The organism is Parolsenella sp. LCP21S3_E11, assembly GCF_052118165.1.
Classification (GTDB): domain Bacteria; phylum Actinomycetota; class Coriobacteriia; order Coriobacteriales; family Atopobiaceae; genus Parolsenella.
This window is the reverse complement of the sequence record NZ_JBQKHS010000010.1, coordinates 1-20772: the sequence shown is the minus strand read 5'-3', so window position 1 is coordinate 20772 and position 20772 is coordinate 1. Positions and strand designations below refer to the sequence as shown.

The 20772-nt window shown below is 57.1% G+C and carries 18 protein-coding genes; 17 read left to right on the top strand and 1 reads right to left on the bottom strand.

Features of this window, described 5'->3' with window-relative positions; genetic code table 11:
* Nucleotides 1-8: 8 nt before the first annotated feature.
* The 5 genes from ACTQ1Z_RS07785 (at nt 9) to ACTQ1Z_RS07765 (ending at nt 6145) form a co-directional block, all read left to right on the top strand.
* On the top strand, nt 9-779 hold the full coding sequence (locus ACTQ1Z_RS07785; RefSeq protein ID WP_330028091.1) for a PTS mannose/fructose/sorbose/N-acetylgalactosamine transporter subunit IIC: 771 nt from the start codon (nt 9-11) through the stop codon (nt 777-779).
* A 2-nt stretch (nt 780-781) separates the two neighbouring features.
* A complete protein-coding gene (locus ACTQ1Z_RS07780; protein WP_441860034.1) occupies nt 782-1612 on the top strand; it encodes a PTS system mannose/fructose/sorbose family transporter subunit IID in 831 nt (276 codons plus the stop codon).
* Between the two features lie 124 nt (nt 1613-1736).
* Nucleotides 1737-2927, top strand: coding sequence for a M20 family metallopeptidase (locus ACTQ1Z_RS07775; RefSeq protein ID WP_441860032.1), 1191 nt, complete (start codon nt 1737-1739; stop codon nt 2925-2927).
* A gap of 754 nt (nt 2928-3681) precedes the next feature.
* Nucleotides 3682-4983 (top strand): ATP-binding protein, encoded by a 1302-nt coding sequence (locus ACTQ1Z_RS07770; protein WP_441860030.1) that lies wholly within the window; start codon nt 3682-3684, stop codon nt 4981-4983.
* 274 nt (nt 4984-5257) lie between these two features.
* Nucleotides 5258-6145 carry a UTP--glucose-1-phosphate uridylyltransferase gene (locus ACTQ1Z_RS07765; RefSeq protein WP_441860028.1) on the top strand — a complete coding sequence of 296 codons (888 nt, stop codon included), beginning with the start codon at nt 5258-5260 and terminating at the stop codon, nt 6143-6145.
* Between the two features lie 121 nt (nt 6146-6266).
* Here ACTQ1Z_RS07765 and ACTQ1Z_RS07760 read toward each other — a convergent pair whose 3' ends face one another.
* A complete protein-coding gene (locus tag ACTQ1Z_RS07760) occupies nt 6267-7493 on the bottom strand; it encodes a hypothetical protein (protein WP_441860026.1) in 1227 nt (408 codons plus the stop codon).
* A 65-nt stretch (nt 7494-7558) separates the two neighbouring features.
* On the opposite strand from ACTQ1Z_RS07760, the gene ACTQ1Z_RS07755 reads away from it, so the two are divergent.
* The 12 genes from ACTQ1Z_RS07755 to ACTQ1Z_RS07700 form a co-directional block, all read left to right on the top strand.
* Complete coding sequence (locus ACTQ1Z_RS07755) at nt 7559-8746, top strand: AAA family ATPase (RefSeq protein WP_441860024.1); 1188 nt, start codon at nt 7559-7561, stop codon at nt 8744-8746.
* Complete coding sequence (locus ACTQ1Z_RS07750) at nt 8739-9275, top strand: hypothetical protein (RefSeq protein WP_441860022.1); 537 nt, start codon at nt 8739-8741, stop codon at nt 9273-9275. Before ACTQ1Z_RS07755 ends, ACTQ1Z_RS07750 begins: the two co-directional genes overlap by 8 nt.
* A 203-nt stretch (nt 9276-9478) precedes the next feature.
* The gene (locus tag ACTQ1Z_RS07745; protein WP_441860020.1) at nt 9479-10024 is read left to right on the top strand and encodes a hypothetical protein; all 546 of its coding nucleotides are present in this window, start codon (nt 9479-9481) and stop codon (nt 10022-10024) included.
* 118 nt (nt 10025-10142) lie between these two features.
* Nucleotides 10143-11030: a UTP--glucose-1-phosphate uridylyltransferase gene (locus tag ACTQ1Z_RS07740; protein WP_441860018.1), complete on the top strand. Its 888-nt coding sequence runs from the start codon at nt 10143-10145 to the stop codon at nt 11028-11030.
* Between the two features lie 234 nt (nt 11031-11264).
* On the top strand, nt 11265-14132 hold the full coding sequence (locus ACTQ1Z_RS07735) for a fibronectin type III domain-containing protein (RefSeq protein ID WP_441860016.1): 2868 nt from the start codon (nt 11265-11267) through the stop codon (nt 14130-14132).
* A gap of 48 nt (nt 14133-14180) precedes the next feature.
* Nucleotides 14181-15101 carry a glycosyltransferase family 2 protein gene (locus tag ACTQ1Z_RS07730; RefSeq protein WP_441860014.1) on the top strand — a complete coding sequence of 307 codons (921 nt, stop codon included), beginning with the start codon at nt 14181-14183 and terminating at the stop codon, nt 15099-15101.
* Between the two features lie 9 nt (nt 15102-15110).
* Nucleotides 15111-16139: an NAD-dependent epimerase/dehydratase family protein gene (locus tag ACTQ1Z_RS07725; RefSeq protein ID WP_441860012.1), complete on the top strand. Its 1029-nt coding sequence runs from the start codon at nt 15111-15113 to the stop codon at nt 16137-16139.
* Nucleotides 16132-17283 carry an ATP-grasp domain-containing protein gene (locus tag ACTQ1Z_RS07720; RefSeq protein ID WP_441860010.1) on the top strand — a complete coding sequence of 384 codons (1152 nt, stop codon included), beginning with the start codon at nt 16132-16134 and terminating at the stop codon, nt 17281-17283. The genes ACTQ1Z_RS07725 and ACTQ1Z_RS07720 overlap by 8 nt, the downstream gene beginning before the upstream one ends.
* Nucleotides 17284-17667: an EamA family transporter gene (locus ACTQ1Z_RS07715; protein WP_441860008.1), complete on the top strand. Its 384-nt coding sequence runs from the start codon at nt 17284-17286 to the stop codon at nt 17665-17667.
* The gene (locus ACTQ1Z_RS07710) at nt 17667-18017 is read left to right on the top strand and encodes an EamA family transporter (RefSeq protein WP_441860006.1); all 351 of its coding nucleotides are present in this window, start codon (nt 17667-17669) and stop codon (nt 18015-18017) included. The genes ACTQ1Z_RS07715 and ACTQ1Z_RS07710 overlap by 1 nt, the downstream gene beginning before the upstream one ends.
* The gene (gene rffA / locus ACTQ1Z_RS07705) at nt 18017-19150 is read left to right on the top strand and encodes a dTDP-4-amino-4,6-dideoxygalactose transaminase (protein WP_441860004.1); all 1134 of its coding nucleotides are present in this window, start codon (nt 18017-18019) and stop codon (nt 19148-19150) included. Before ACTQ1Z_RS07710 ends, rffA begins: the two co-directional genes overlap by 1 nt.
* A gap of 71 nt (nt 19151-19221) precedes the next feature.
* Nucleotides 19222-20772, top strand: a 1551-nt coding sequence (locus ACTQ1Z_RS07700) for an N-acetylmuramoyl-L-alanine amidase (RefSeq protein ID WP_441860002.1), incomplete at its 3' end; no start/stop codon positions are given.

The window sequence follows — 20772 nt, the reverse complement described above, 5'->3', positions numbered from 1 at the left end:
TATCGAAGATGTCTGGCATCGCAATCGCTCTGTTCTGTGGCCTCTGGCAGGTGATCTCGACAACCGACTTCGGCTACACCCTGTCCGACACCCTGGGACAGCCCGTCGTCGTGGGCGGCGTCGTGGGTCTACTCATGGGAGACGTCCAGACCGGACTTGTCCTCGGCGGATCGCTTGAGTTGCTCTACCTGGGCATTATCTATCCTGGCGGAACCGTGCCTGCGTGCGCGTCCTCCGCGGCACTCATTTCGATTCCCATCGCCATCTCCACGGGGCTCGACGCTGGCGCGGCGACGGTTCTCGCCGTTCCGTTTGGCATCCTCGGCTCCGCGCTTTGGACGCTCAAGGGCGCCGCTAACAACATCTGGTCCGTCAGGGTCGATGCCTGTCTCGAGAAGAACGACTTCCGCGGCGTTCGCATGAACACGACGATTCTGCCGCTGCTCGTCTCGGCCGTCATCTTCTTCGTGCCGGTGTTTCTCTGCAACATCCTCGCTGCGGAGGTAGTGACTGCGATGATCGACGCGATTCCCGAGTGGGCTATGAATGGCATCGAAGTCGCCGGCTCTCTGCTTCCCGCCATCGGCTTTGCCATCGCGGTCTCCATGATTGGCAGGAAGGAGATCATGCCGTTCTTCTTCATTGGTTACTTCGCGGTCCAGTACCTCGGCCTTGGTGCCATTGCTATCGCCATCTTTGGCGCATGCGTTGCGGTTATCTACTACTTCCTGGGTAATGCCCCCGAGAAGCAGTCGATGACGAGCAAGGGAGGCGAATAGCCATGACGGAGGAAGAGAAGAGCCAGCAGATCCTTACCAAGAAGGACATCAACAACGCGTGGCGTACGTGGTGGCTGTACGCCGAGGTTCAGAGTAACAACGTTGTGTTCCAGGGCCTTTCGCACATGCTGTCGCTCATGGACTCGCTTCGCAAGCTCTATCCGAACGATGACGACTACCGCGAGGCGCTTAAGCGCAACAGCCAGTTCTACAACACGGAGGGCACCATCGGCGCTGTCGTGAATGGCATGACGCTTTCGATGGAGGAGGAGCGCGCGACGGGCGAGAACGTGCCCGACGAGGTCATGTACTCCATGCGCACGGCGCTCATGGGCCCCATGGCTGGCATTGGCGACAGCCTTGTCTGGGGAACCTGCAAGACCATCTCGCTTTCGATTGCGACCACGTTTGCCCTCTCGGGTAACCTGCTCGCCGTTCCCGTGGCGCTAATGTTCCCCCTGGTGACGTACTTTATCGGTCGCTGGCTGTATGGTCTTGGCTATGATCTTGGTCGCACCGCTGTCATGAACATGCTCAAGAGCGGCATCATGGACAAGATCATCATGGCGTGCGGCATGCTGGGCCTCATGGTCATGGGCGCCCTTTCTGCCGAGAACGTTGTGCTTGAGATCGCAACGGAGTTCACGCTTGAGAATGCGGCCGACCCCATTTCGATTCAGGGGATGATTGACGCGGTGGCACCCGGCCTTCTGCCGCTTGCGGTGATTGGTCTGGTCTATCTCTACCTTAAGAAGCACGACAATAAGTATGGCCTGCTGATTGTTGGGATTATTGGCCTTTCGATTGTGGCGAGCTTCTTCGGGATCGTGTAGATCCGGGCGGGACGTCGTTGAGTCTAGGCTTTGGGCTCGCGCGAGATTGCTTGGGTGGCGCTCGGGCTATTGCGCCCGGGCGCCACTTTCGATATCTAGCTCATGGCATGAGAGGTGGTTCACGATGCTTCAAGACGAAGTGAGGAAGTTCGTTAGCGATGCCGTTGACGGGGGCATCGACGCCATGTGGGCCGTGTCCAAGGATATCCATGCGCATCCGCAGATTGGCTTCGAGGAGACCTATGCGAGTGCGCTCTGCCGAGAGGTCCTTGCGAAGGAGGGCTTTGCCGTTGAGGACGCGTGCGAAGACCTACCCACGGCCTTCAGGGCTTCGTGGAACAACGGTGAGGGCCCTCGCATCGCCTTCTTTGCGGAGTACGACGCGCTTCCGGAGCTCGGCCACGCGTGTGGGCACAACCTCATCGCCACGAGTGCCATGCTTGCGGGCATTGCCGCGAAGCGCGCCATGGCGCAGTTTGGCGTTGCCGGCTCGATCGAGGTCTTTGGAACGCCGGCGGAGGAAGACGGCGGTGGCAAGATTATCATGCTCGAGAGGGGAGCATTCGATGGGCTGGATGCCGTCTATCTCATGCATCCCACGAGCGCGATGACGCGGATTGGCGGGGAATGCACGTCGTTCAAGGGCGCGTACGTTACCTATGTGGGCAAACCCGCGCATGCGGAGTCGCATCCGGAGGAGGGCGTGAACGCCTTCGACGCGGCGTCGCTGTTCCACCAGGCGCTGGGCGTCTCTAGGCAGCAGCTCCCGGATGACGTGCACGTCTGTGACGTGATCCTTGACATTTCGAACGACATCGGGCGGATCCCGGCGAGGGCCAAACTCGAGGTGGAGGTGTCTTCCACGAACGGCTCTCACGTCGATTCGGCGATGGACGTGGTGAGGCGCGCGGCGCGAGGCATTGCCATGGCGACGGGGTGCGAGGTTGAGATCGAGGAGCTCGGCGGGTATCTGGGCCGCATTCCCAATTCCGTGCTGGGCGACGCCGCGCGCGGGGAGCTCGAGGCCTTTGGCGAGCCGGTCATGGAAGGGATGCCCGGCGACAAGGGCGGCGAGGATCTGGGCGATGTGAGCCGCGTTATCCCGGCGTGCAACATCTTTGGGACGATCCTGCCGGAGAAGAAGATCTCTGGGCATACGCCCGAGTTCCGCGAGCTGGCGATTTCCGAGAACGGGCGGCACTGCCTGCTCGTGATGAGCAAGGCGATGGCGTGCGCGGCCCTGGATCTGCTGCGCAACCCGGAGCTTCTCGCGGCGGCGCGCGAGGAGTTGGCGGAAAGGCTGGCTGGGGAGTAGGCGCGTGAGCGGTGCGTGCGTGATTGTTCGGGGGTCCTTCCCGCCGCAGGGGAGGGCCTCTTTTGTGCGAGCAGTGGTTTGGGTGAGAATGCGCCGCGAGACCAGGCGCGCGGCGTCGCGGTCGGGTCTTGGCGGTGTGCAGGGGCTCCATCGGGGGCGTTGCGCGTTGTCGTTGAGCCAAGCTAAGGCTGAATTCGATGTCCCCTAATAGTAATTTCTACGCTGGTGGTCAAAAATGGTCGCGCGGCGGACAGAAAGGCGAGCGCCTCTCGTTTTTGTGGTGCCAGTTGCTTGATTGCAGTCAAGCAACTGGCCTTCTGTCGGACCGAAATGACTTATGAGAGGGTAAAACGTGTTCGGACGACCCTTTTCGGGCCTCATGTCAACCCATGCGGAAGCCTAAACGGCCTCCAAGCGTCCGCCGCGCGCATGTTTTTGACCACTCCTAGGAAGATTAGGTTCCCGGACGGGGTGTGCCAAGCGGCTCCGCACGCGAAAGAGGACGTGGTGTTCAGGTCGAATCTTGTAAGCGAAAGCGGATTTGGCGACCCGGAGAATTGCGATGCTCGTTGTTCTTGCGCGTGTACGTTGCGGGCGAGCTAGCGGCACTGCTATAACGGCTCTACTACCTGCGCAAACGGAAAATCCGAATCAAATCGACGGAAAATCCGAATGCCGCTCGCATGAAAATCCGAATCACGCGACCAGTAAAATCCGAATCCGAATACAATTACGGCGTGGAGAAGGAGGATCCATGCCAAAGTCAATTGCGCCAAACGGTTACATCCCTCGTGTGGTGGACGAGCAGATAGAGCGTTACCTCAAGGTGTTCGGCGCCGTAGAGATCGCTGGTACGAAGTGGTGTGGCAAGACGTGGGCGGCGCTCCGTCACGGCGCGTCCGTCTCTTACGTTGATGAGAACCTTACTCTCGCCCAGTCTGACCCGTCGATGATGCTCTTGGGTGACCGTCCGCACGTGATTGATGAGTGGCAGCGAGTCCCGCAGATTTGGGATACGGTCCGGCATGAGGTCGACCGCGCTCGTGGTACACGCGGCGCCTTCATCCTGACGGGCTCCTCCTCGCCAATCCTGGGGACGGGCGAGGATGCTCCCGCGCATAGCGGCGCCGGCAGGATTGGACGCATCCGCATGCACCCCATGTCGCTCGCAGAGTCGGGCGAATCAACGGGGGAGGTGAGCCTCGCCGGCCTTTTCGAGGGTCGATTCGCTCCATGCAGATGTGAGAAGGACACGCAAGGGCTCGTTGATGTGGCGTGCAGGGGAGGATGGCCTGAGGCGATAGACCTCGACGTCAGCTCGGCCCAACTCGTGGCGAGGGAATACCTGAAGGCGACGTTCGAGACGAGCATTCCCTCGCTTGACCTCGAGGCTGATCTAGCCCGGCGCGCCTGCGCCTCTCTCGCGAGAAATCTCGGCCAGGCGACGACCTACAAGACGATAATCGCGGATATGTTCAGTGCCGAGGAGAACGCCCCGGAGATCATGAGCGTGGATAAGGTGCGCCGGTATCTTGACGCTCTGCGCGGAATGTTCGTGGTCGAGGAGGTCCCCGGCTGGGTGCCGCCAGCGCGTGACAGGAAGCGCTTCGCGACCAAGCCCAAACGCTATCTCGCGGACCCAAGCCTTGCCTGCGCGATTCTAGGTATGTCACCCAAGGCGCTCTTCGAGGATTGGCAGACGTTCGGCCTCGTTTTCGAGAGCCTGGTGATTCGCGATCTCTCGGTCTACGCTCGCGCGCTTGATCTGCTCGATGATGCTCCGGTTCGTTACTACCGCGATGACTCCGGCCTCGAGGCAGATGCCGTTGTGCAACTGGCAGACGGCCGATGGGCGGCATTCGAGGTAAAGGTCAGCGAGGAAAAGGTTCCGGCGGCTGTCGAGGGGCTAAAGCGCCTTCGTAAAAAACTATGCGAGAATCCCCGCTCGCGGACGCGCAAGCCCGAGTTCATGGCGGTAATAACGGGCAACGGCGAGTTCGCGCGTGAGGTTGAGCCGGGGATCTATGCCATACCCATACGCGTTCTGGGGAGGTAGACGGGGTACGGAGTCCTTCGCCCGTGCCTAGACGCGCGAGCGCGGCGGGAGCCCTTCGCCTGGGCTTGAACACGAGATCGCGGCGGGAACCCTTCGCCTGTTGCCACGCCCGCCCGCCCGACATGCCCGGCGCCTGCGCATATCCCGTGGTATTTTGCGAGTGCACTCGTTTTGCGGTCGTTCAGGGCGCACTATATGCAACGCAGCCGTTGGCAAGCTGCGATTACAAGCCAAATCAACAAGCCAAACAACAAACCAAACGGAGGGCAACGCAATGAAGTCCATTATCCCCGCCGCCGGTCTGGGTACCCGTTTTCTCCCTGGTACGAAGGTCACGCCCAAGGAGATGCTTCCCGTTCTCGATAAGCCCGTCATCCAGTACGTGGTTGAAGAGGCCCTGGCCCCGGCGGAGGTCGACGAGTGCATCATCGTGAGCTCCCCCTCCAAGCCCCAGATCGCCAGCTACTTCACGCGCGACCCTGGTCTCGAGGACCTCCTGCGCTCCCGCGGCAAGGGCGCCTACGCCGACGCCATCGCGGAGGCCGGCAGCGTGCCGGTGAGCTTCTGCTACCAGAGCGAGCCCCGCGGCCTCGGCCACGCGGTGCGCTGCGCGTCGTTCGCCACGAACGGCGAGCCGTTCTTCGTGCTCCTGGGCGACTACGTCGTGCCTGACAAGAAGATCCTCCCGCGCATGAAGGAGGTCTCCGACGCGCACGACGGCGCCTCCGTCATCGCCGTGGCCGCGTGCCCGGAGGACGAGGTCTCGCGCTACGGCATCATCGCCGGCGAGCCCGTCGGCGCCGTCGCGGACTTCCCGGGCGCCACCGGCGACGAGGAGGGCGCCGTCTGGCGCATGACCGGCATGGTCGAGAAGCCCGCCGCCGAGGACGCGCCCAGCCGCCTGTTCGCCGTCGGCCGCTACCTGCTGTCGCCGCGCGTGATGGAGCTCCTGTCCGACCAGCGGCCCGGCGCCGGCAACGAGATCCAGCTCACCGATGCCATGGTCCGCGCCATGGCCGAGGAGGAGTTCTACGCCCTGGTCATCGACGCGCGCGAGGGCTATGACACCGGCACCCCCGCCGGCTGGATCGCCACGAACGCCCGCCTCGCCGCGGCCGACCCGCGCTTCGCCGCTGCCTTCAAGGAGGCCATGGAGGCGTAGGGGTCGTTATGGAGCAGTTGCTTAGCTTAGTTCGAATTGCGGCACTCGGGCTTTTTTGCCCGGGTGCTGTTTTATAGGGCGGCGCGCGGGTGTCGACGCCGCGTAGGCGCGAGCGGCAAGGCTAGGCGGCCGAGAAGCTCCAGACGCCGTACTCGATGGAGCCCGAGCCCATGCCGAGGGACTCGTCCATGTGAGCCTCGACCCGTGAGCCGGAATGCTCCGTGAGGTACGTGGCGAGCATCTGCGCCTGGTCGGCGTTGGCCACAGCGACCATACGACTGCTGTCCAGCAGGTTCATGAACAGGCCGTCAAGCTTGAGATTGTTGCTCGTGAGGAATGTCTGCCAGGGTGCGGTGTACTGCTCGTAGCCACCAACGAATAGGGCATTGGAGGGTAGCTGCCATCTGTCAAACGAGAGACAGTCCGCGTTGGTAAGGAGACCCTGCGTGTGCGCAAACATCACGATCTTCTCGGGTTTCTCGTCTACGTAGGCCTGGGCGGCGGTGCTTGCCTCGACGCGCATCGAGGCTTGGTTGGGTCGGGCGTACTTGAGCTCGACGAAAGCTGTGACGGCAAGGAGGCACAGCGCGAGAACGGCCGGCATAGCAAGACGGCGAACGACGCTGGTATCGGGGCGCTCAGCCCCTTGGGCATCGTCGCGCGGCGCGAGGCAGGGGACGACGAGCACAAAGATGGCCACGACAAACGCCGGGAGGATGACGTGCATCTTGGGACGGGCGCGCAGGAACACGATGAGGTACTCGAGCGCAAGCGTGACGGGCGCGGACCACATGAGGGCGTGGGCGCCGCCGCGAAGTCGCAGGACATAGGCGAGATGGGCCGCGATCGCCGCAACGATGACGACGAGACCGGCAACGAATGCGGTGAAGGACTTGCGGGAGAGAACGGCAGTCTTTAGCGTGAAGAGCCCATAGCCGTGCACCCGTGCATCGAGTGCGGTGAAGGTATCGAGGTCATAGGTAGAGGTGTCGGCGAAGAGGAACTCGTAGATCATCGAGAGGTCGTTGTCGGACATCGCGGGGACGGCCTCGAGGGCCTCGTCGCCCGCGAGGTACGGGTAGTCGGCGACCTTCTGTGTGGCCTTGAACGTTGCGTCAAATGACTCCCAACCCGGGGTGATGCTGTAGGCGAGGTGTCCCGTGAGATATGAGACACCGAAGGCATTGTGGAGATCGACACGTTCAAGGAGCTCCAGGCGCTTGATAGCGCATATGCGACGAAGTAGGGCGTTGCGAGAGGGATTTGCGTGGGCCGTCGGTGCGTGTGCGCTGGCGGCCCTTTTGCATTCCCTCTGGCGAAATGTCGCATTTGCCCAAGATGGTCGCAAAGCGTCCTAGCAAAATTGATACAATTACAAACAAATCTAATGTTCGAATCTGTATGGAGGTAGATATGAAGCTGCTAAAAATAAGATTCGACCATGTGAGAATGTTCGAAAATGGAATATTTGAGCTTGACTTTTATGCCTCCGATAAGGTCCCGTCATCAGACGAGTCGGTGTTCCCTCTTGCAAGGCCAGTCTATTCCAATTGCATCGTGGCCCTTGCAGGAATCAACGCATCGGGCAAGACGACTGCGCTCAACTTAATTGAACTGGCTTGTCGAGTGGTTAACGGAACTCCACTTGGGGCCTCCGGCCTGCCTTCCTCGTTGCCAACAATCTTTGACGGCAATCCGTCCATGCGGGCACTGGTTTGGGAAGATGGCCGTCTATTCCTGATTGAGTCATCCCTTGTTGTTGCAAAGCCAGCTGACGGGGCGAGCGCTTCTGAATCTGCGTTTGAACTCGCGGACGAGACAATCTCTCGTGTTCCCCGCATTTCTTCGAAGGATCCTCTCTCCTCTTGGGATGTGCTCAGGGCGAATTCAAGGGAACTGTACCGAAGGACGGAGATTCTTGACTCCTGGATTGTCCTAGCGTCTCCTGACGTTTCGATTTGCGGTGCGGTTCTAGCGAAAATCGTTGGGCGAAGGTGCCGAATCCAGGTGCTCCGAGATGACGAGGCGAGAATACGTGAGGGGTCGGAGAACCTCGATGCGATTCTCCGGGTTTTTGACCCGAGAATCGAGCACCTTGAGGTGAACGATTCTGGCAGGGCTTTCGAAATAGGATTCTCGGACGGCAAGTTGCTTTCCCTGTCTGAGGCAGGCCTGAGGGAGGTCTTGTCCTCTGGAACAGTTCGTGGTTTGTCCCTTGTGCAGCGAGCAATGAAGACCCTGGAGAGCGGGGGGGTGCTGCTTGTTGACGAGTTGGAGAATCACCTCAATAGGCAGCTGGTCAATGTCGTCGTTGACCTGTTTGCGTCGCGGGAGACCAATCCTCAGGGGGCTGTGTTGGTGTTTACAACGCACTATCCCCAGTTGCTTGATCATATCCATCGGAAGGATGATGTCTACTTCCTCGCGCACGGAGAGGCCGGACTGACCAGGATCGTCAAGTATGGCGACAAGGTTGAGAGAATCGAGAACAAGAAGTCAGAGGTCTTTGCCTCCAACTACATCAAGGGAACGGCTCCTAGGTACGTCGACGTTCGGACACTGAGGCACCTGGTGAGTGAGTCGGTGGCGACCCATGAGTAACGTTCGAGACGAGGCGCGCGAGCTGCTTGCACGCTGCCATGCAATCATCTCTTGCGAAGGCACTGCGGAACAGGTCGTTGTGGAAAAGCTCCTGGAGGCTGATGCGTTGGTTGTTCCCGCTGAGAACGTTATTGATGTCACCCGGAAACGTTCGGCTGCAGGAATCAAGGAAGAGTACCTGAACTATGACTACCCGTGGCACGTCTGCATCGCAAGGGTCTTAGACTCTCGAACGGAGAAGTTTGCGCTCGGGAAGCTGTATGCAAGGTTTCGGGTGCTGAGTTTTATAACGCATCCGGAGGTTGAGGTCCTTGCGGTCATTCGTGAGAGGGCTTGGGATAAGTGGAAGAGAAGCGGCAAGAAGCCGAGCGACTTCTGTAAACAAGATCTTGGGATGAGTGAAATAAAGTCGAACGAGTTTTTGACGGCATATTGGGATGTTGACTCGATTGCTGCGGCTGCACGGGAGTATAAGAGGCTGTCCAAGATTGGCAAGGACGAGCTCTGCCTGGCGGATCTGATTCGCTGAGTGAGTTGCCTTTTCAGCGAATGACTATTTGTAATTTGTGGCGAAGGCGTGACTGTCGAATACGCTTTTAGTCAAGCTGGTGTGCCTAAGTGGTAACGCGTAATCAGCCCGACGTCATGAAACGCGAGACTGTTGAATCGGTGATCGAAATCGAATCGGAGCTGTTGCGAAGGCGGAGACAAGAACGAGCGTGGAGAATAAAGATGTGGGAAACGATTATTCCGGCAATAACGGCAATTGTGGGGTCGGTGGTTGGAATGCTGTCGCAGATGGTCGCCGAGCGTGTAAATAGCAAGAAGACATGGTTGAGGACCTGTGGCGAATATCGGATTCGCGAGTACTTCTCATGCATTGACGCGTATTCCGATCTGAGGGTTTCATTTTCTGAGATTGGGGCTGCGACTAGCGGACGTAAGAAACTTGAGGACTGCCTATCGGAAGATGAAGAAAACGAAATGAAAGTAAGGGATAGTCGAGCGGCATCTGCAATTGATCAATGCCGGAACAGCCTTAATGCGGCTCAAAAGGCAACAAACCGTCTGTACTCTATTGGTGCTGATAGGGCTTTGGAGGACTATATAGTCATAGATCGTCTTATAAATGGCTACTTTGTAGACGCTTATCACACCGCAATGGAGAAAGACGGCTTATTTGTTGCAAGACGCCATCGAGAGGCTTTGGCAGAACTCGACGGATGCATAGATGACCTAATTAGTCATGCCAGGACTGATCTTAAAATGGTTGGTTAGAATTGGTCCGGCTGTTTTGACGAGCTGATGATTATTGCCGTGGATCGCCCCTATATTTCAGGGAATGCATCAGCATATGAATGCAAATCTATAACCGACTGTACGGAGTACAACAACAATGAAGTCCATTATCCCCGCCGCCGGTCTGGGTACCCGTTTTCTCCCTGGTACGAAGGTCACGCCCAAGGAGATGCTTCCCGTTCTCGATAAGCCCGTCATCCAGTACGTGGTTGAAGAGGCCCTGGCCCCAGCAGAGGTTGACGAGTGCATCATCGTGAGCTCCCCCTCCAAGCCCCAGATCGCCAGCTACTTCACGCGCGACCCTGGCCTGGAGGACCTCCTGCGCTCCCGCGGCAAGGGCGCCTACGCCGACGCCATCGCGGAGGCCGGCAGCGTGCCGGTGAGCTTCTGCTACCAGAGCGAGCCCCGCGGCCTCGGCCACGCGGTGCGCTGCGCGTCGTTCGCCACGAACGGCGAGCCGTTCTTCGTGCTCCTGGGCGACTACGTCGTGCCTGACAAGAAGATCCTCCCGCGCATGAAGGAGGTCTCGGACGCCCACGGCGGCGCCTCCGTCATCGCCGTGGCCGCGTGCCCGGAGGACGAGGTCTCGCGCTACGGCATCATCGCCGGCGAGCCCGTCGGCGCCGTCGCGGACTTCCCGGGCGCCACCGGCGACGAGGAGGGCGCCGTCTGGCGCATGACCGGCATGGTCGAGAAGCCCGCCGCCGAGGACGCGCCCAGCCGCCTGTTCGCCGTCGGCCGCTACCTGCTGTCGCCGCGCGTGATGGAGCTCCTGTCCGACCAGCGGCCCGGCGCCGGCAACGAGATCCAGCTCACCGATGCCATGGTCCGCGCCATGGCCGAGGAGGAGTTCTACGCCCTGGTCATCGACGCGCGCGAGGGCTATGACACCGGCACCCCCGCCGGCTGGATCGCCACGAACGCCCGCCTCGCCGCCGCTGACCCGCGCTTTGCCGCTGCCTTCAAGGAGGCCATGGAGGCGTAAGACTCCAGGCGAAATTAGCCTAACGGGGCCGTCTGCTGTTCTTTAAGCTGACGGCCCCTATTTGTGCGTGGATGTCGACCAATAATAGCCATCTCCGATTTCATATAGCTAATGGCTGCGTATCCCACAATTCCGCTGCGCTTGCGTAGAGTTCGCAGTAACTATGGCTGCTAGAATTGTCAACTAAGTGTGGCTGCCTAAGTTGGGCCAAGCGTTAGATGGGATGGGGTTTGCATGAGAACTCGTAAGGTGCTCTGCGCGTTTCTTGCCGTAGCAATTTCGCTTCAAGGAACTGTTGCGCTTGCGGAGACCGTGCCGCCTGTTGAAGCCGTGCCCACGACCAACCAGACGAGTTCCAGCTCATCGGCTGGCGTGAATGATACCGCTGTGGCGACCGACGGGCTTCAGGGGGACGCCGATGGTGCTTTGACCGTTGCGGAGCCCGAGCCTCAAGGCACCGTCGCCGATTCTGCTGAAGAGGGCGGGAATAACGAGGCGGATGAGGAGCCCGTCGCTCCCAACCAGAGCTCCGCGAAGCCCGTTGTCACCGCAACGCCGAATGGAAATGGAAGTGTGACCCTCTCCTGGGATGCAGTTGAGGGGGCGACTGCATATGCGATTGCTGAAAGGATGCCAAACGGCGCTTTCCACACCTTCACATACGAGTGCGTTGATACTAGCTACGTCGTTGATAACCTAACTTGTGGTGTCTCCCACCGTTTCTTAGTCCAGGCCAAGGTTGCTGGCGTCTGGACCCCGTTTAATGACTCGGATATTGTCTCCGTTGTCCCCGAGGGAACCACAAAGCCTTCCGTAAAGGCGACGGGCGCGAATGGCTCCGTTCTCCTTAGTTGGAGTTCCGTTCCCGGGGCATCTCGATATGCGGTTGCTTCGCGCCGACTCGGTTCGTCTGCCTGGACAACGGCAACCTATGATTGTCGGGACACTTCCTATACCGTGGGTGGCCTTGCGAACGGTGTTGAATACGAGTTTGTCGTTCAGGCCTCGGTGAATGGTGCGTGGACGGCCTTCTCCTCTGTGGACGTTGTAGCATGCAAGCCGGTCGACGCCGCGTCGCCCGCTGTTACCGCCACCGCCACGGGCGATGGTCAGGTGACTCTTTCCTGGGGTGCCGTTGATGGCGCAGAGCGTTACGCGGTCGCGGAAAAGCTAGGCGATGGTACCTATAAGACATTCACTCTCGATGAGGCGGGGACTACGTACGTCGTTTCAGACCTGGCAAACGGAGTCAGCCACAGGTTTCTCGTTCAGGCTCGAGTCGGTGGCCGCTGGTCATCGGTGTCCGATGCCCTTCTTGTGTCTTGCACGCCTGCGGGTGCTACCAAGCCTTCGATTATGGCAGCGGCGGGAGACGGGGCAATCCATCTGAGCTGGAATCGCGTTTCTGGTGCGACTCGCTATCTGGTCGTCTCTTCGTACGGGAAGTCCTACGAGGTATCCAAGGATTTGACCTCGCTCAATCTTACGGGCCTCAGGAATGGAGTGAGCTATTCGTTCTGCGTGCGAGCCCAGTTCCAGGGGACGTGGTCGAAGGCCCTTGATTCCGATTGGGTTTCTTGCGCCCCGACTTCCGCGGAGGCGCCCGTACCTGCCGTCTCGCAGGTTTCAGACAATAGCGTCGCGCTCACGTGGAGTCCCATTCCGGACGCGACCGCCTATGCGGTGGCCTCAAAGACGGCCAATGGCTACAAGACTTATACACTTGCGTGCACAGACACTTCGTTTGTGATCGACGGCCTCAGTGCTGGCAAGGAGTATAGGTTCCTCGTCCAGGCTTTTGTGAATGGCAAGTGGTCCGCTTTTTCTGATGCCAATTTGATTGCCGCTCGGACGGCCAACCGCCTCGCACCCAAGGCAGAGGTTGCGTCGACGAGCGGGACCAACGTAACACTCGAGTGGAATGCCGTTGAAGGTGCGACGAAGTATGCGGTTGCCGAGCGTGTTGGCGATGGGTACAAGACCTTCTCTTATGGCGTAACCGGTACGTCCTTCACGATCGAGAACCTCTCGAAAAGCGTTACCCATCGTTTTCTCGTGCAGGCGTTTGTGGATGGCAAGTGGTCGGACTTCTCAGACGATGATCTGGTCGCGGTGGCTCTCGAGGACGAGGCGGCTCCAAAGGTGACGGGTTCGTGCACGGGTGATGGCCAGGTTACGCTTTCTTGGGCTCCCGTTTCTGGCGCTACGAAATACGCAGTTGCCGAGTATGTGAACGGCTCCTATAAGACTTACACGCTTGATTGTACGAGCACTTCTTATGTTGTATCCAATCTCGGGAACGGCTACGAGCACCGCTTCCTCGTCCAGGCTTTTGTGGACGGCGCCTGGTCTTCATTCGGCGATGCCGTTCTTTGTGGCGTTGTTCCCCATGGCACCATATCTCCTTCGTGCCGCGCCGTGGCTGCAGACTATTCCGTCAAGCTCGATTGGGACGCAGTCCCGGGCGCCACGCGCTATGCCGTTGCCGTAAAGGATGGCAATGGCTATAAGACCTATACGCTCAATTGCGTCGGAACGAGCTATGAAGTCACCGGTCTTGACGGCTCACGTACCTACGAGTTCCTCGTCCAGGCATATGTGGGAGATAGGTGGTCTGCGTTTTCCGAGGCGGACCTTGTTGGCGTCAGGACGACGGGCAAGCACCTTTCGGAGAGCGAGCGCCTTATGACCGCCCGCGTTACTCGCGGTTGGTATAGCAGTGCGACGCGCTATCTTCTTCTTGTCGATACGTCTCGCAACGAAGTCGGTGTTTTCTACGGTAACGGCGATGCGGGCAATTGGAACCTGATCAAGCTGATTCGCTGCACAAGCGGAGCGAGCAACACGCCAACGGTCAAGGGGTCTTTTACGGTCGGGTCGAAGGGCATGGTCTTCGGCGACGGGTATAGCTGCTGGTATTGGACTCAGTTCTATAAAGATTACCTGTTCCACTCGGTCCTGTATTATCCCGGGAGCCAATCACACATCATGGATGGCAGGATTGGAATCAATGCCTCCCACGGCTGCGTAAGGCTTGAGCTCCAGAATGCCAAGTGGATTTATGACAACATCCCCAGCGGCTCGAGAGTGATCATTTATTAAGTGCGCCAATGAAGGCCAAGCAAGCGTTTGAAAGGCGTTGAAATCTAGATGCAGTTTTCCGTTGTTGTCCCCGTGTATGGATGCCGAGAGGCATTGCCCGAACTTCACAGGCGTCTCGTCGAAGTCTTTGAGGGAATGAACGCTACGTTCGAGATCGTGCTCGTGGACGACCATGACCCATACAACTCATGGGACGCGGTTGAGCAGATTTGCTTGGCTGACCCAAGGGTCCATGGAATTAAGCTGGCGCGAAATTTCGGCCAAATCAGGGCGATTACTGCTGGTCTTGACGCATGCAAGGGCGACTGGGTCATTGTCATGGATTGTGATCTCCAGGACCGTCCGGAGGCGATTCCTCAGCTCTATGCGAAAGCAATGGAAGGCTATGACGTTGTCTTTGCGAAGAGGGTTGAGCGCAAGGACAGCCCCATTACCCTGTTCTTCTCTCGGGCATTCTATAAAGTCTACGAGTACTTTACTGATGGAACCTACGATGCTTCGCTGTGCAACTTCAGTATTGCGCGACGCGCTGTTATCGAGAACTATTGCAAGATGCGTGAGCACAACCGTGGCTACACGATGTTTATTAAGTGGCTCGGCTTCGATCAAACGAGCATCGAAATCGAAGGTGACGAACGCTTTGCGGGGTCGTCCTCGTATTCGTTCTCGAAAAAGTTGGCGATGGCTTTTGAACTAATTACCGCCCAGTCAAATAAGCCGCTTAAGTTCTCCGTGAACCTTGGTTTTACGATTTCGTTCCTTGCGCTGCTTTTCCTTGTGGTTAGCGTGATTAGGAAGTTGTGCTTTGGCGATGTGTCCATCGGCTGGACGAGCCTGATTTGCTCCGTATTCTTGATGGGGGGCCTTATCCTCGCGGCAATAGGCGTCGTGGGGCTCTATGTTGGAAATATCTTTACAGAGGTCAAGCACCGTCCCCTCTACGTCATTGAGCGCGAAGTTAATAACTAGGAGGCTGCAGTGGTCGTTGTTGTTGGTGCAACCAGCTTTATCGGCATGTATACCGTCGACGAGCTCGTTAGCAATGGAATTGAAGTGATCGCGACTGGTCGCAATGGGCGCTTGAAGCCCGCGCTCGAGAGGCTTGGTGCGACCTTTGTTTCTCTTGACATTACTAAGCCAGAGGACTTTGCTCAGCTCCCAACCGTTGGTGTCGACGGAGTCATCCTGCTTGCCGGTCTGCTCCCGGCAAATGCAAAGGCGGATCTTAAGGACACTGAGAATGCCGCCGATTACTTTGAGGTAAATACTCTCGGTACGGTTAACGTGCTCGAGTACTGTCGCAAGAATGGCATCAAGAAGATCATTTCTACGACAACCTATGGCGACGTGTCCGGTGCCTGGGGCAAGGGCTATGCCATCACCGAGGAAGAGCCTCGAAACTTTAAATTTACGGGCGACCATGCCGTCTATACGATCAGCAAGAACGCTGCTAATGATGTTATTGAGTATTACACCCAGCAACACGGCCTGCAGGGAGCCGTTTTCCGTTTCCCGCCGGTATACGGCGTGGGCCCTCACGGAACGATTCTCGTCGATGGAAAGCCCTACAAGTCTGGCATCCAGACGTTTATCGAGCGCGCCAAGAAGGGCGAGGACATCGAGCTATGGGGTGATCCGCATATTAGCCGAGACATCATCTATGTCAAAGACGTGGCACGTGCTTTCCGTCTTGCTCTAGCGAGCGAAAAGACTCACGGCCTCTACAACATGACTAGCGGCGTGCCTCTCGATCTCGAGGATCAGGCAAAGGCGGTAATTGAGGTCTTCGGCAAGGATAAGGGCTCGAATATCGTCTATCGTCCTGACAAGCCTAACAATACGCCCTCCTATCTCTACGACATGAGCAAGGCTAAGAGAGATTTCGGGTTTGTCCCCGAGTACACGGACTACGTGAAGATGATGGAGGACTACAAGAGCGAGCTCGAGGGCGGGCGCTGGACGGCGCTCGAAGCCTCGTCTTCTGCGTCTTGGGGGAGCGATGAGTAAGAAGAAGATTGCAATTATCGGAGCGTCCGATTTTCAAAACCCGCTAATTGTCAAAGCAAAAGACATGGGTCTCGAGACCCATGTCTTTGCCTGGGAAGATGGTTCAATCGGAGAAAGAAACGCCGATTATTTTCACCCAATTAGCATTACCGAAATCGATGAAATTGCTGATGCTTGCCGTAAAATAGGTGTCTCAGGAATCTGCTCGATTGGGACAGATCTTGGCAACATAACCGTTTCCAAGGTTGCCGAAAAGCTCGGCCTGTGTGCTAACTCCGTTGCCTGCGTTAATCGATCTACGAATAAGCACCTTATGAGGGAAACCTTCTTTGCGAATGGGGATCCGTCTCCATGGAGCATCCAGGTGCATGACGTGAGCGAGCTCGACGGGCGAGACCTTGCCTATCCCATCATCGTAAAGCCTGTTGACCGTTCGGGTAGCAGGGCGATCACTCGGCTTGAGAACTCCGATGGCCTTTCCGACGCTGTAAGCTCTGCGATCGAAGTTTCATTTGCAAAAGCTGCGGTTGTAGAAGAGTTTTTCGAGGGGACTGAATACAGCGTCGAATATGTCTCCTGGAAGGGCGAGCACCATTTCCTTGCGCTGACGAGGAAGTTTACTACGGGGGCGCCGAAGTTTATCGAGACCGGTCATATTGAGCCTGCCGTTGTTTCTAGCGAGCTTCTCGACAGGGTAAAGGCTGTTATTAGCCATGCCCTTGATGGACTGGGCGTTGAGTACGGAGCATCGCACTCGGAGATTCTTATCAACGAGTCGGGGGATATCAGAATTGTTGAGATTGGCAGTCGTATGGGTGGCGACTGTATCGGCAGCGATCTTGTAGAGCTATCTACTGGTATTGACTTCCTGAGGGCGGTCGTCGATGTTTCGCTTGGCAATCAGCCCGATCTTGAGCCGTGTTCTCATCCCGGTAACGCCATGATCCGTTTTGTTTTTGGCGACGATGATCTTGTCGCGCTTGAGCGTGCGAAAAACGAGTTTAAGGGCGCTGTCGAAAAAGTAGTGCTTACGAATTCGGCACCGCATGAGATAGTCGACAGCGGAAGCCGCTATGGCTTCTTCATCCTCAGCTCGGTGAATCGCGACGAATTGGCTCCTTATCTTCCCGAGCGGGAGGCCTAGTTGAATAAGAACAATGCGAAGACTCTTGCCGCTCTCCATCTATTGCTTGTTGTGTATTCCTGTAGCGGGATTTTGAGCAAGATGGCGGCGAGGTTCAGCTTCCTATCTCCGGGCTTTATTGCATGCTATTGCGGAATCATTGGCCTTCTTGGTATCTATGCAATTTGCTGGCAGCAGATTATCAAGCGGATCCCGCTCACCACGGCATATGCAAATCGCGCGGTTACCGTTGTATGGGGGATGGTCTGGGGCGTGCTTGTATTTAAAGAAGCCCTGACGTTTGCGCAGGTTCTTGGTGGCGTGGTAGTGCTCCTGGGCGTCGCTCTGTTTGCATATTCAGAGAGCAATCAAAATGGTGCGTCAGAGGAGAAGGGTGGTCGTTAATGACGGATTATCGCTATGCGGCCTTCCTGCTCATCGGGGTATTTGTCAGTGCCATCTCTCAAGTTATGTTGAAGAAAGCTGCCCTGAGGCATTATGAGAGCCGTATCGCAGAGTATCTAAACCCACTCGTTATTTGCGCCTACATGCTGTTCGTGGGAACAACCTTTTTATCCATCTTTGCGTACAAGGGGATTCCTCTTTCAATGGGGCCTATCCTTGAAGCGACAAGCTATATTTACGTAACGCTATTTGGCATTGTCATTTTCAAAGAGAAAATGACGTCCCGCAAGTGGGTTGCGCTTATGCTCATATTGTTTGGTATTGCCCTGTATTCGTTTGGAGCGATGTAATGATTTCCTTTAATGTGCCGCCTTATGTTGGAAATGAAATGGACTATGTCAGGGAGGCGGCAGAAAAGAACAGGAAGATCTGCGGAGACGGTCCTTTCACTGCCCGCTGCTCCGAATGGCTCCAGAATCGATTTGATTCCCAGAAGATTCTGCTGACTACGAGCGGAACTACCGCACTTGAGATGGCGGCAATCCTGTGTGATCTCAAGCCGGGTGATGAAGTGATCCTCCCCAGCTTTACGTTTTCTTCGACCGCCACTGCATTTCAGATGGTCGGCGCCACTCTCGTGTTTGTCGATGTCCTTCCGGACACGATGAATATCGACCCGAATGCCATCGAGATGGCTATTACCCCGAAGACTAAGGTGATCGTTCCGGTCCACTATGCGGGCGTTGCTTGTGATATGGACAGGATCATGGATATTGCTAAGGCGCACGATCTCCTGGTTGTCGAGGATGCCGCCCAGGCTGTTCTTAGCACCTATAAGGGGAAGGCGCTTGGTACTATCGGCGATTTCGGATGTTATTCGTTCCACGAGACGAAGAATTATTCTATGGGTGAGGGCGGAGCCATCTCCGTCAATGTGCCGGAGCTTTGTGACCGTGCCGAAATCATTCGCGAGAAGGGCACAAATAGGCAGCGCTTCTTCCGTGGCCAGGTGGATAAGTACACCTGGGTTGATCGTGGATCGAGCTACCTTCCTTCGGATATGAATGCGGCGTATCTGTGGGCGCAGCTTGAGAAGGCCGACGAGATCAACGAGGACAGGCTGTCTTCTTGGCAGTGCTACTACGACGGTCTGAGCCGTCTTGCGGATGAGGGGAAGATCACTCTCCCCGTCGTGCCCGACGGATGCGAGCACAATGCTCATATGTTCTATATCAAGTGCGCAAATCTCGAGGAGCGTACCGCTCTGATTGCCCACCTTAAGGAGAATGGCGTTCAGGCATCTTTCCATTACATCCCGCTACATTCGGCTCCGGCTGGCGAACTGTTTGGAAGGTTTGCGGGTGAGGACGTGTATACAACTTCTGAGAGCGATCGCCTCGTTCGACTGCCTATGTATTACGGTCTGTCCGACGATGACAAAGCGTATGTCATCAAGCTTATTTCGGAGTTCTACGGCAATTAAGTCTGGGATGACTTGCGGGTTAACCTAGTGGGGTCTGGAGGCGAGGCCTAATCATGAGAAAGAAATCAATAATGCGTAAGGTTGCATGGTCGATTATCGGGACGCTCTTTTGTCTTGGCGTGATGGCCGCGCTTTCGCCTCGGTCCGCCCAGGCGGAGGGGACAAATGCAAGTCCTTCGATTGATTACGTTTATATCGACAGCTCCAACCTCAGCTTGGGGGAAGAGCAAAAAGTAGCGATTGGCTTCTCGTCGGTTCCGGAATCGTCGCCCCGATCTCTCGTCCTTACCGGCGGAGACGGTTCTAACTATGAAATGTCTCTGACGTCTAACGTTGGCTTCGACTACCTGTTTTCATCGGACTCTCTCCCTGCGCAGCAGTACGCAATTGCAGGCGTTCTTTGTGAATCAGGCGAGACCTTGCCTCTCGGCGAGGAAGTCGATGCCGTATTTAGCGTTGGAGCCCATGATGATTCGTCTGTCACTGCGTTTGACATTGACGATGGCGATGGGTTTGAAACGGCGTTTGTTGGTGATGACCAAACGACCGCTTCCCTGGTTGATCTCTCTGGTCTGGAGGACGCTGCTGGTGCGGGCACGCCTCGCTTTACCATTGCCCTGGATGCCGGGCATGGTGGATGGGATTCAGGGGCAATTGGCAACGGCCTTCAGGAGAAGACCCTCACGCTTAAAATCGCTCAGTATTGCAGGGAAGAGCTCGAGCAGTATGAAGGCGTAAAGGTCGTCATGCTTCGTGATTCAGACGCTTCTCTAACATCAAACAATTCAACAAGGGAAGAACTGCAGAGGCGTTGCGACGTCGCGCATGAGAATCATGCTAATTTTTACATGAGCTTTCATATCAACTCGGGTGGAGGCGCGGGCGCTGAGGTGTGGATCCCTACGGAAAGCACCTGGTACCAAACCTTCCATGAAGAGGGCGCAAGCGTCGGGAATAAGGTGCTCGATCGAATCACGGCACTTGGCCTTTCAAATCGCGGTCTAAAAGAGGGCCACTATGAGGTCAATGGAAACAAGCTCTATTATCCAGACGGCAGCGAAGCGGATAGCCTTGCGGTAATACGTTATTGCCGCGAGTACGGAATACCGGCGGTTCTTGTTGAGCATGGTTTTATCGATAACCCAGCGGATGCGGCAAAGTTATCAGATGGGGCGTTCCTCAGGCAGCTTGGAGTTGCGGACGCGCAGGCGATCGCCGACAGGTTTGGGCTGTCTAAAGTCAAGAAACCCGCGCCCGTTATTGCAGATACAGACAACGGCTCCGTAACTCTGCAGTGGGAGGAGACTCCGGGTGCTGCGCAATATGCGGTTGCCGTTCGCAATGAGGACGGGTCATTTAAGACCTATACCTATGATTGCGCGGATACTAGCTACACGGTAACCGGGCTTACAAACGGGAAGACATACCAGTTCCTTGTCCAAGCAAAGGTCGATGGCAAGTGGACTCCGTATAGCGAGCTCGATCTCGTTGAATGCGAACTTGTGCCGCAACCCCGCTTCACGGCCGAGCCCGCGGGCGACGGCGAGGTCCAGCTGAACTGGGGCGCCATCGACGGGGCCGACGCCTACGCCGTGGCAGAGAGGCTCGCCGACGGCTCCTAC

Excerpts from the sequence above, each read along its gene's own strand:
- ACTQ1Z_RS07785 (WP_330028091.1), top strand. The coding sequence starts at position 9 with ATGTCTGGCATCGCAATCGCTCTGTTCTGTGGCCTCTGGCAGGTGATC.
- ACTQ1Z_RS07780 (WP_441860034.1), top strand. The coding sequence starts at position 782 with ATGACGGAGGAAGAGAAGAGCCAGCAGATCCTTACCAAGAAGGACATC.
- ACTQ1Z_RS07775 (WP_441860032.1), top strand. The coding sequence starts at position 1,737 with ATGCTTCAAGACGAAGTGAGGAAGTTCGTTAGCGATGCCGTTGACGGG.
- ACTQ1Z_RS07770 (WP_441860030.1), top strand. The coding sequence starts at position 3,682 with ATGCCAAAGTCAATTGCGCCAAACGGTTACATCCCTCGTGTGGTGGAC.
- ACTQ1Z_RS07765 (WP_441860028.1), top strand. The coding sequence starts at position 5,258 with ATGAAGTCCATTATCCCCGCCGCCGGTCTGGGTACCCGTTTTCTCCCT.
- ACTQ1Z_RS07755 (WP_441860024.1), top strand. The coding sequence starts at position 7,559 with ATGAAGCTGCTAAAAATAAGATTCGACCATGTGAGAATGTTCGAAAAT.
- ACTQ1Z_RS07750 (WP_441860022.1), top strand. The coding sequence starts at position 8,739 with ATGAGTAACGTTCGAGACGAGGCGCGCGAGCTGCTTGCACGCTGCCAT.
- ACTQ1Z_RS07745 (WP_441860020.1), top strand. The coding sequence starts at position 9,479 with ATGTGGGAAACGATTATTCCGGCAATAACGGCAATTGTGGGGTCGGTG.
- ACTQ1Z_RS07740 (WP_441860018.1), top strand. The coding sequence starts at position 10,143 with ATGAAGTCCATTATCCCCGCCGCCGGTCTGGGTACCCGTTTTCTCCCT.
- ACTQ1Z_RS07735 (WP_441860016.1), top strand. The coding sequence starts at position 11,265 with ATGAGAACTCGTAAGGTGCTCTGCGCGTTTCTTGCCGTAGCAATTTCG.
- ACTQ1Z_RS07730 (WP_441860014.1), top strand. The coding sequence starts at position 14,181 with ATGCAGTTTTCCGTTGTTGTCCCCGTGTATGGATGCCGAGAGGCATTG.
- ACTQ1Z_RS07720 (WP_441860010.1), top strand. The coding sequence starts at position 16,132 with ATGAGTAAGAAGAAGATTGCAATTATCGGAGCGTCCGATTTTCAAAAC.
- ACTQ1Z_RS07710 (WP_441860006.1), top strand. The coding sequence starts at position 17,667 with ATGACGGATTATCGCTATGCGGCCTTCCTGCTCATCGGGGTATTTGTC.
- rffA (WP_441860004.1), top strand. The coding sequence starts at position 18,017 with ATGATTTCCTTTAATGTGCCGCCTTATGTTGGAAATGAAATGGACTAT.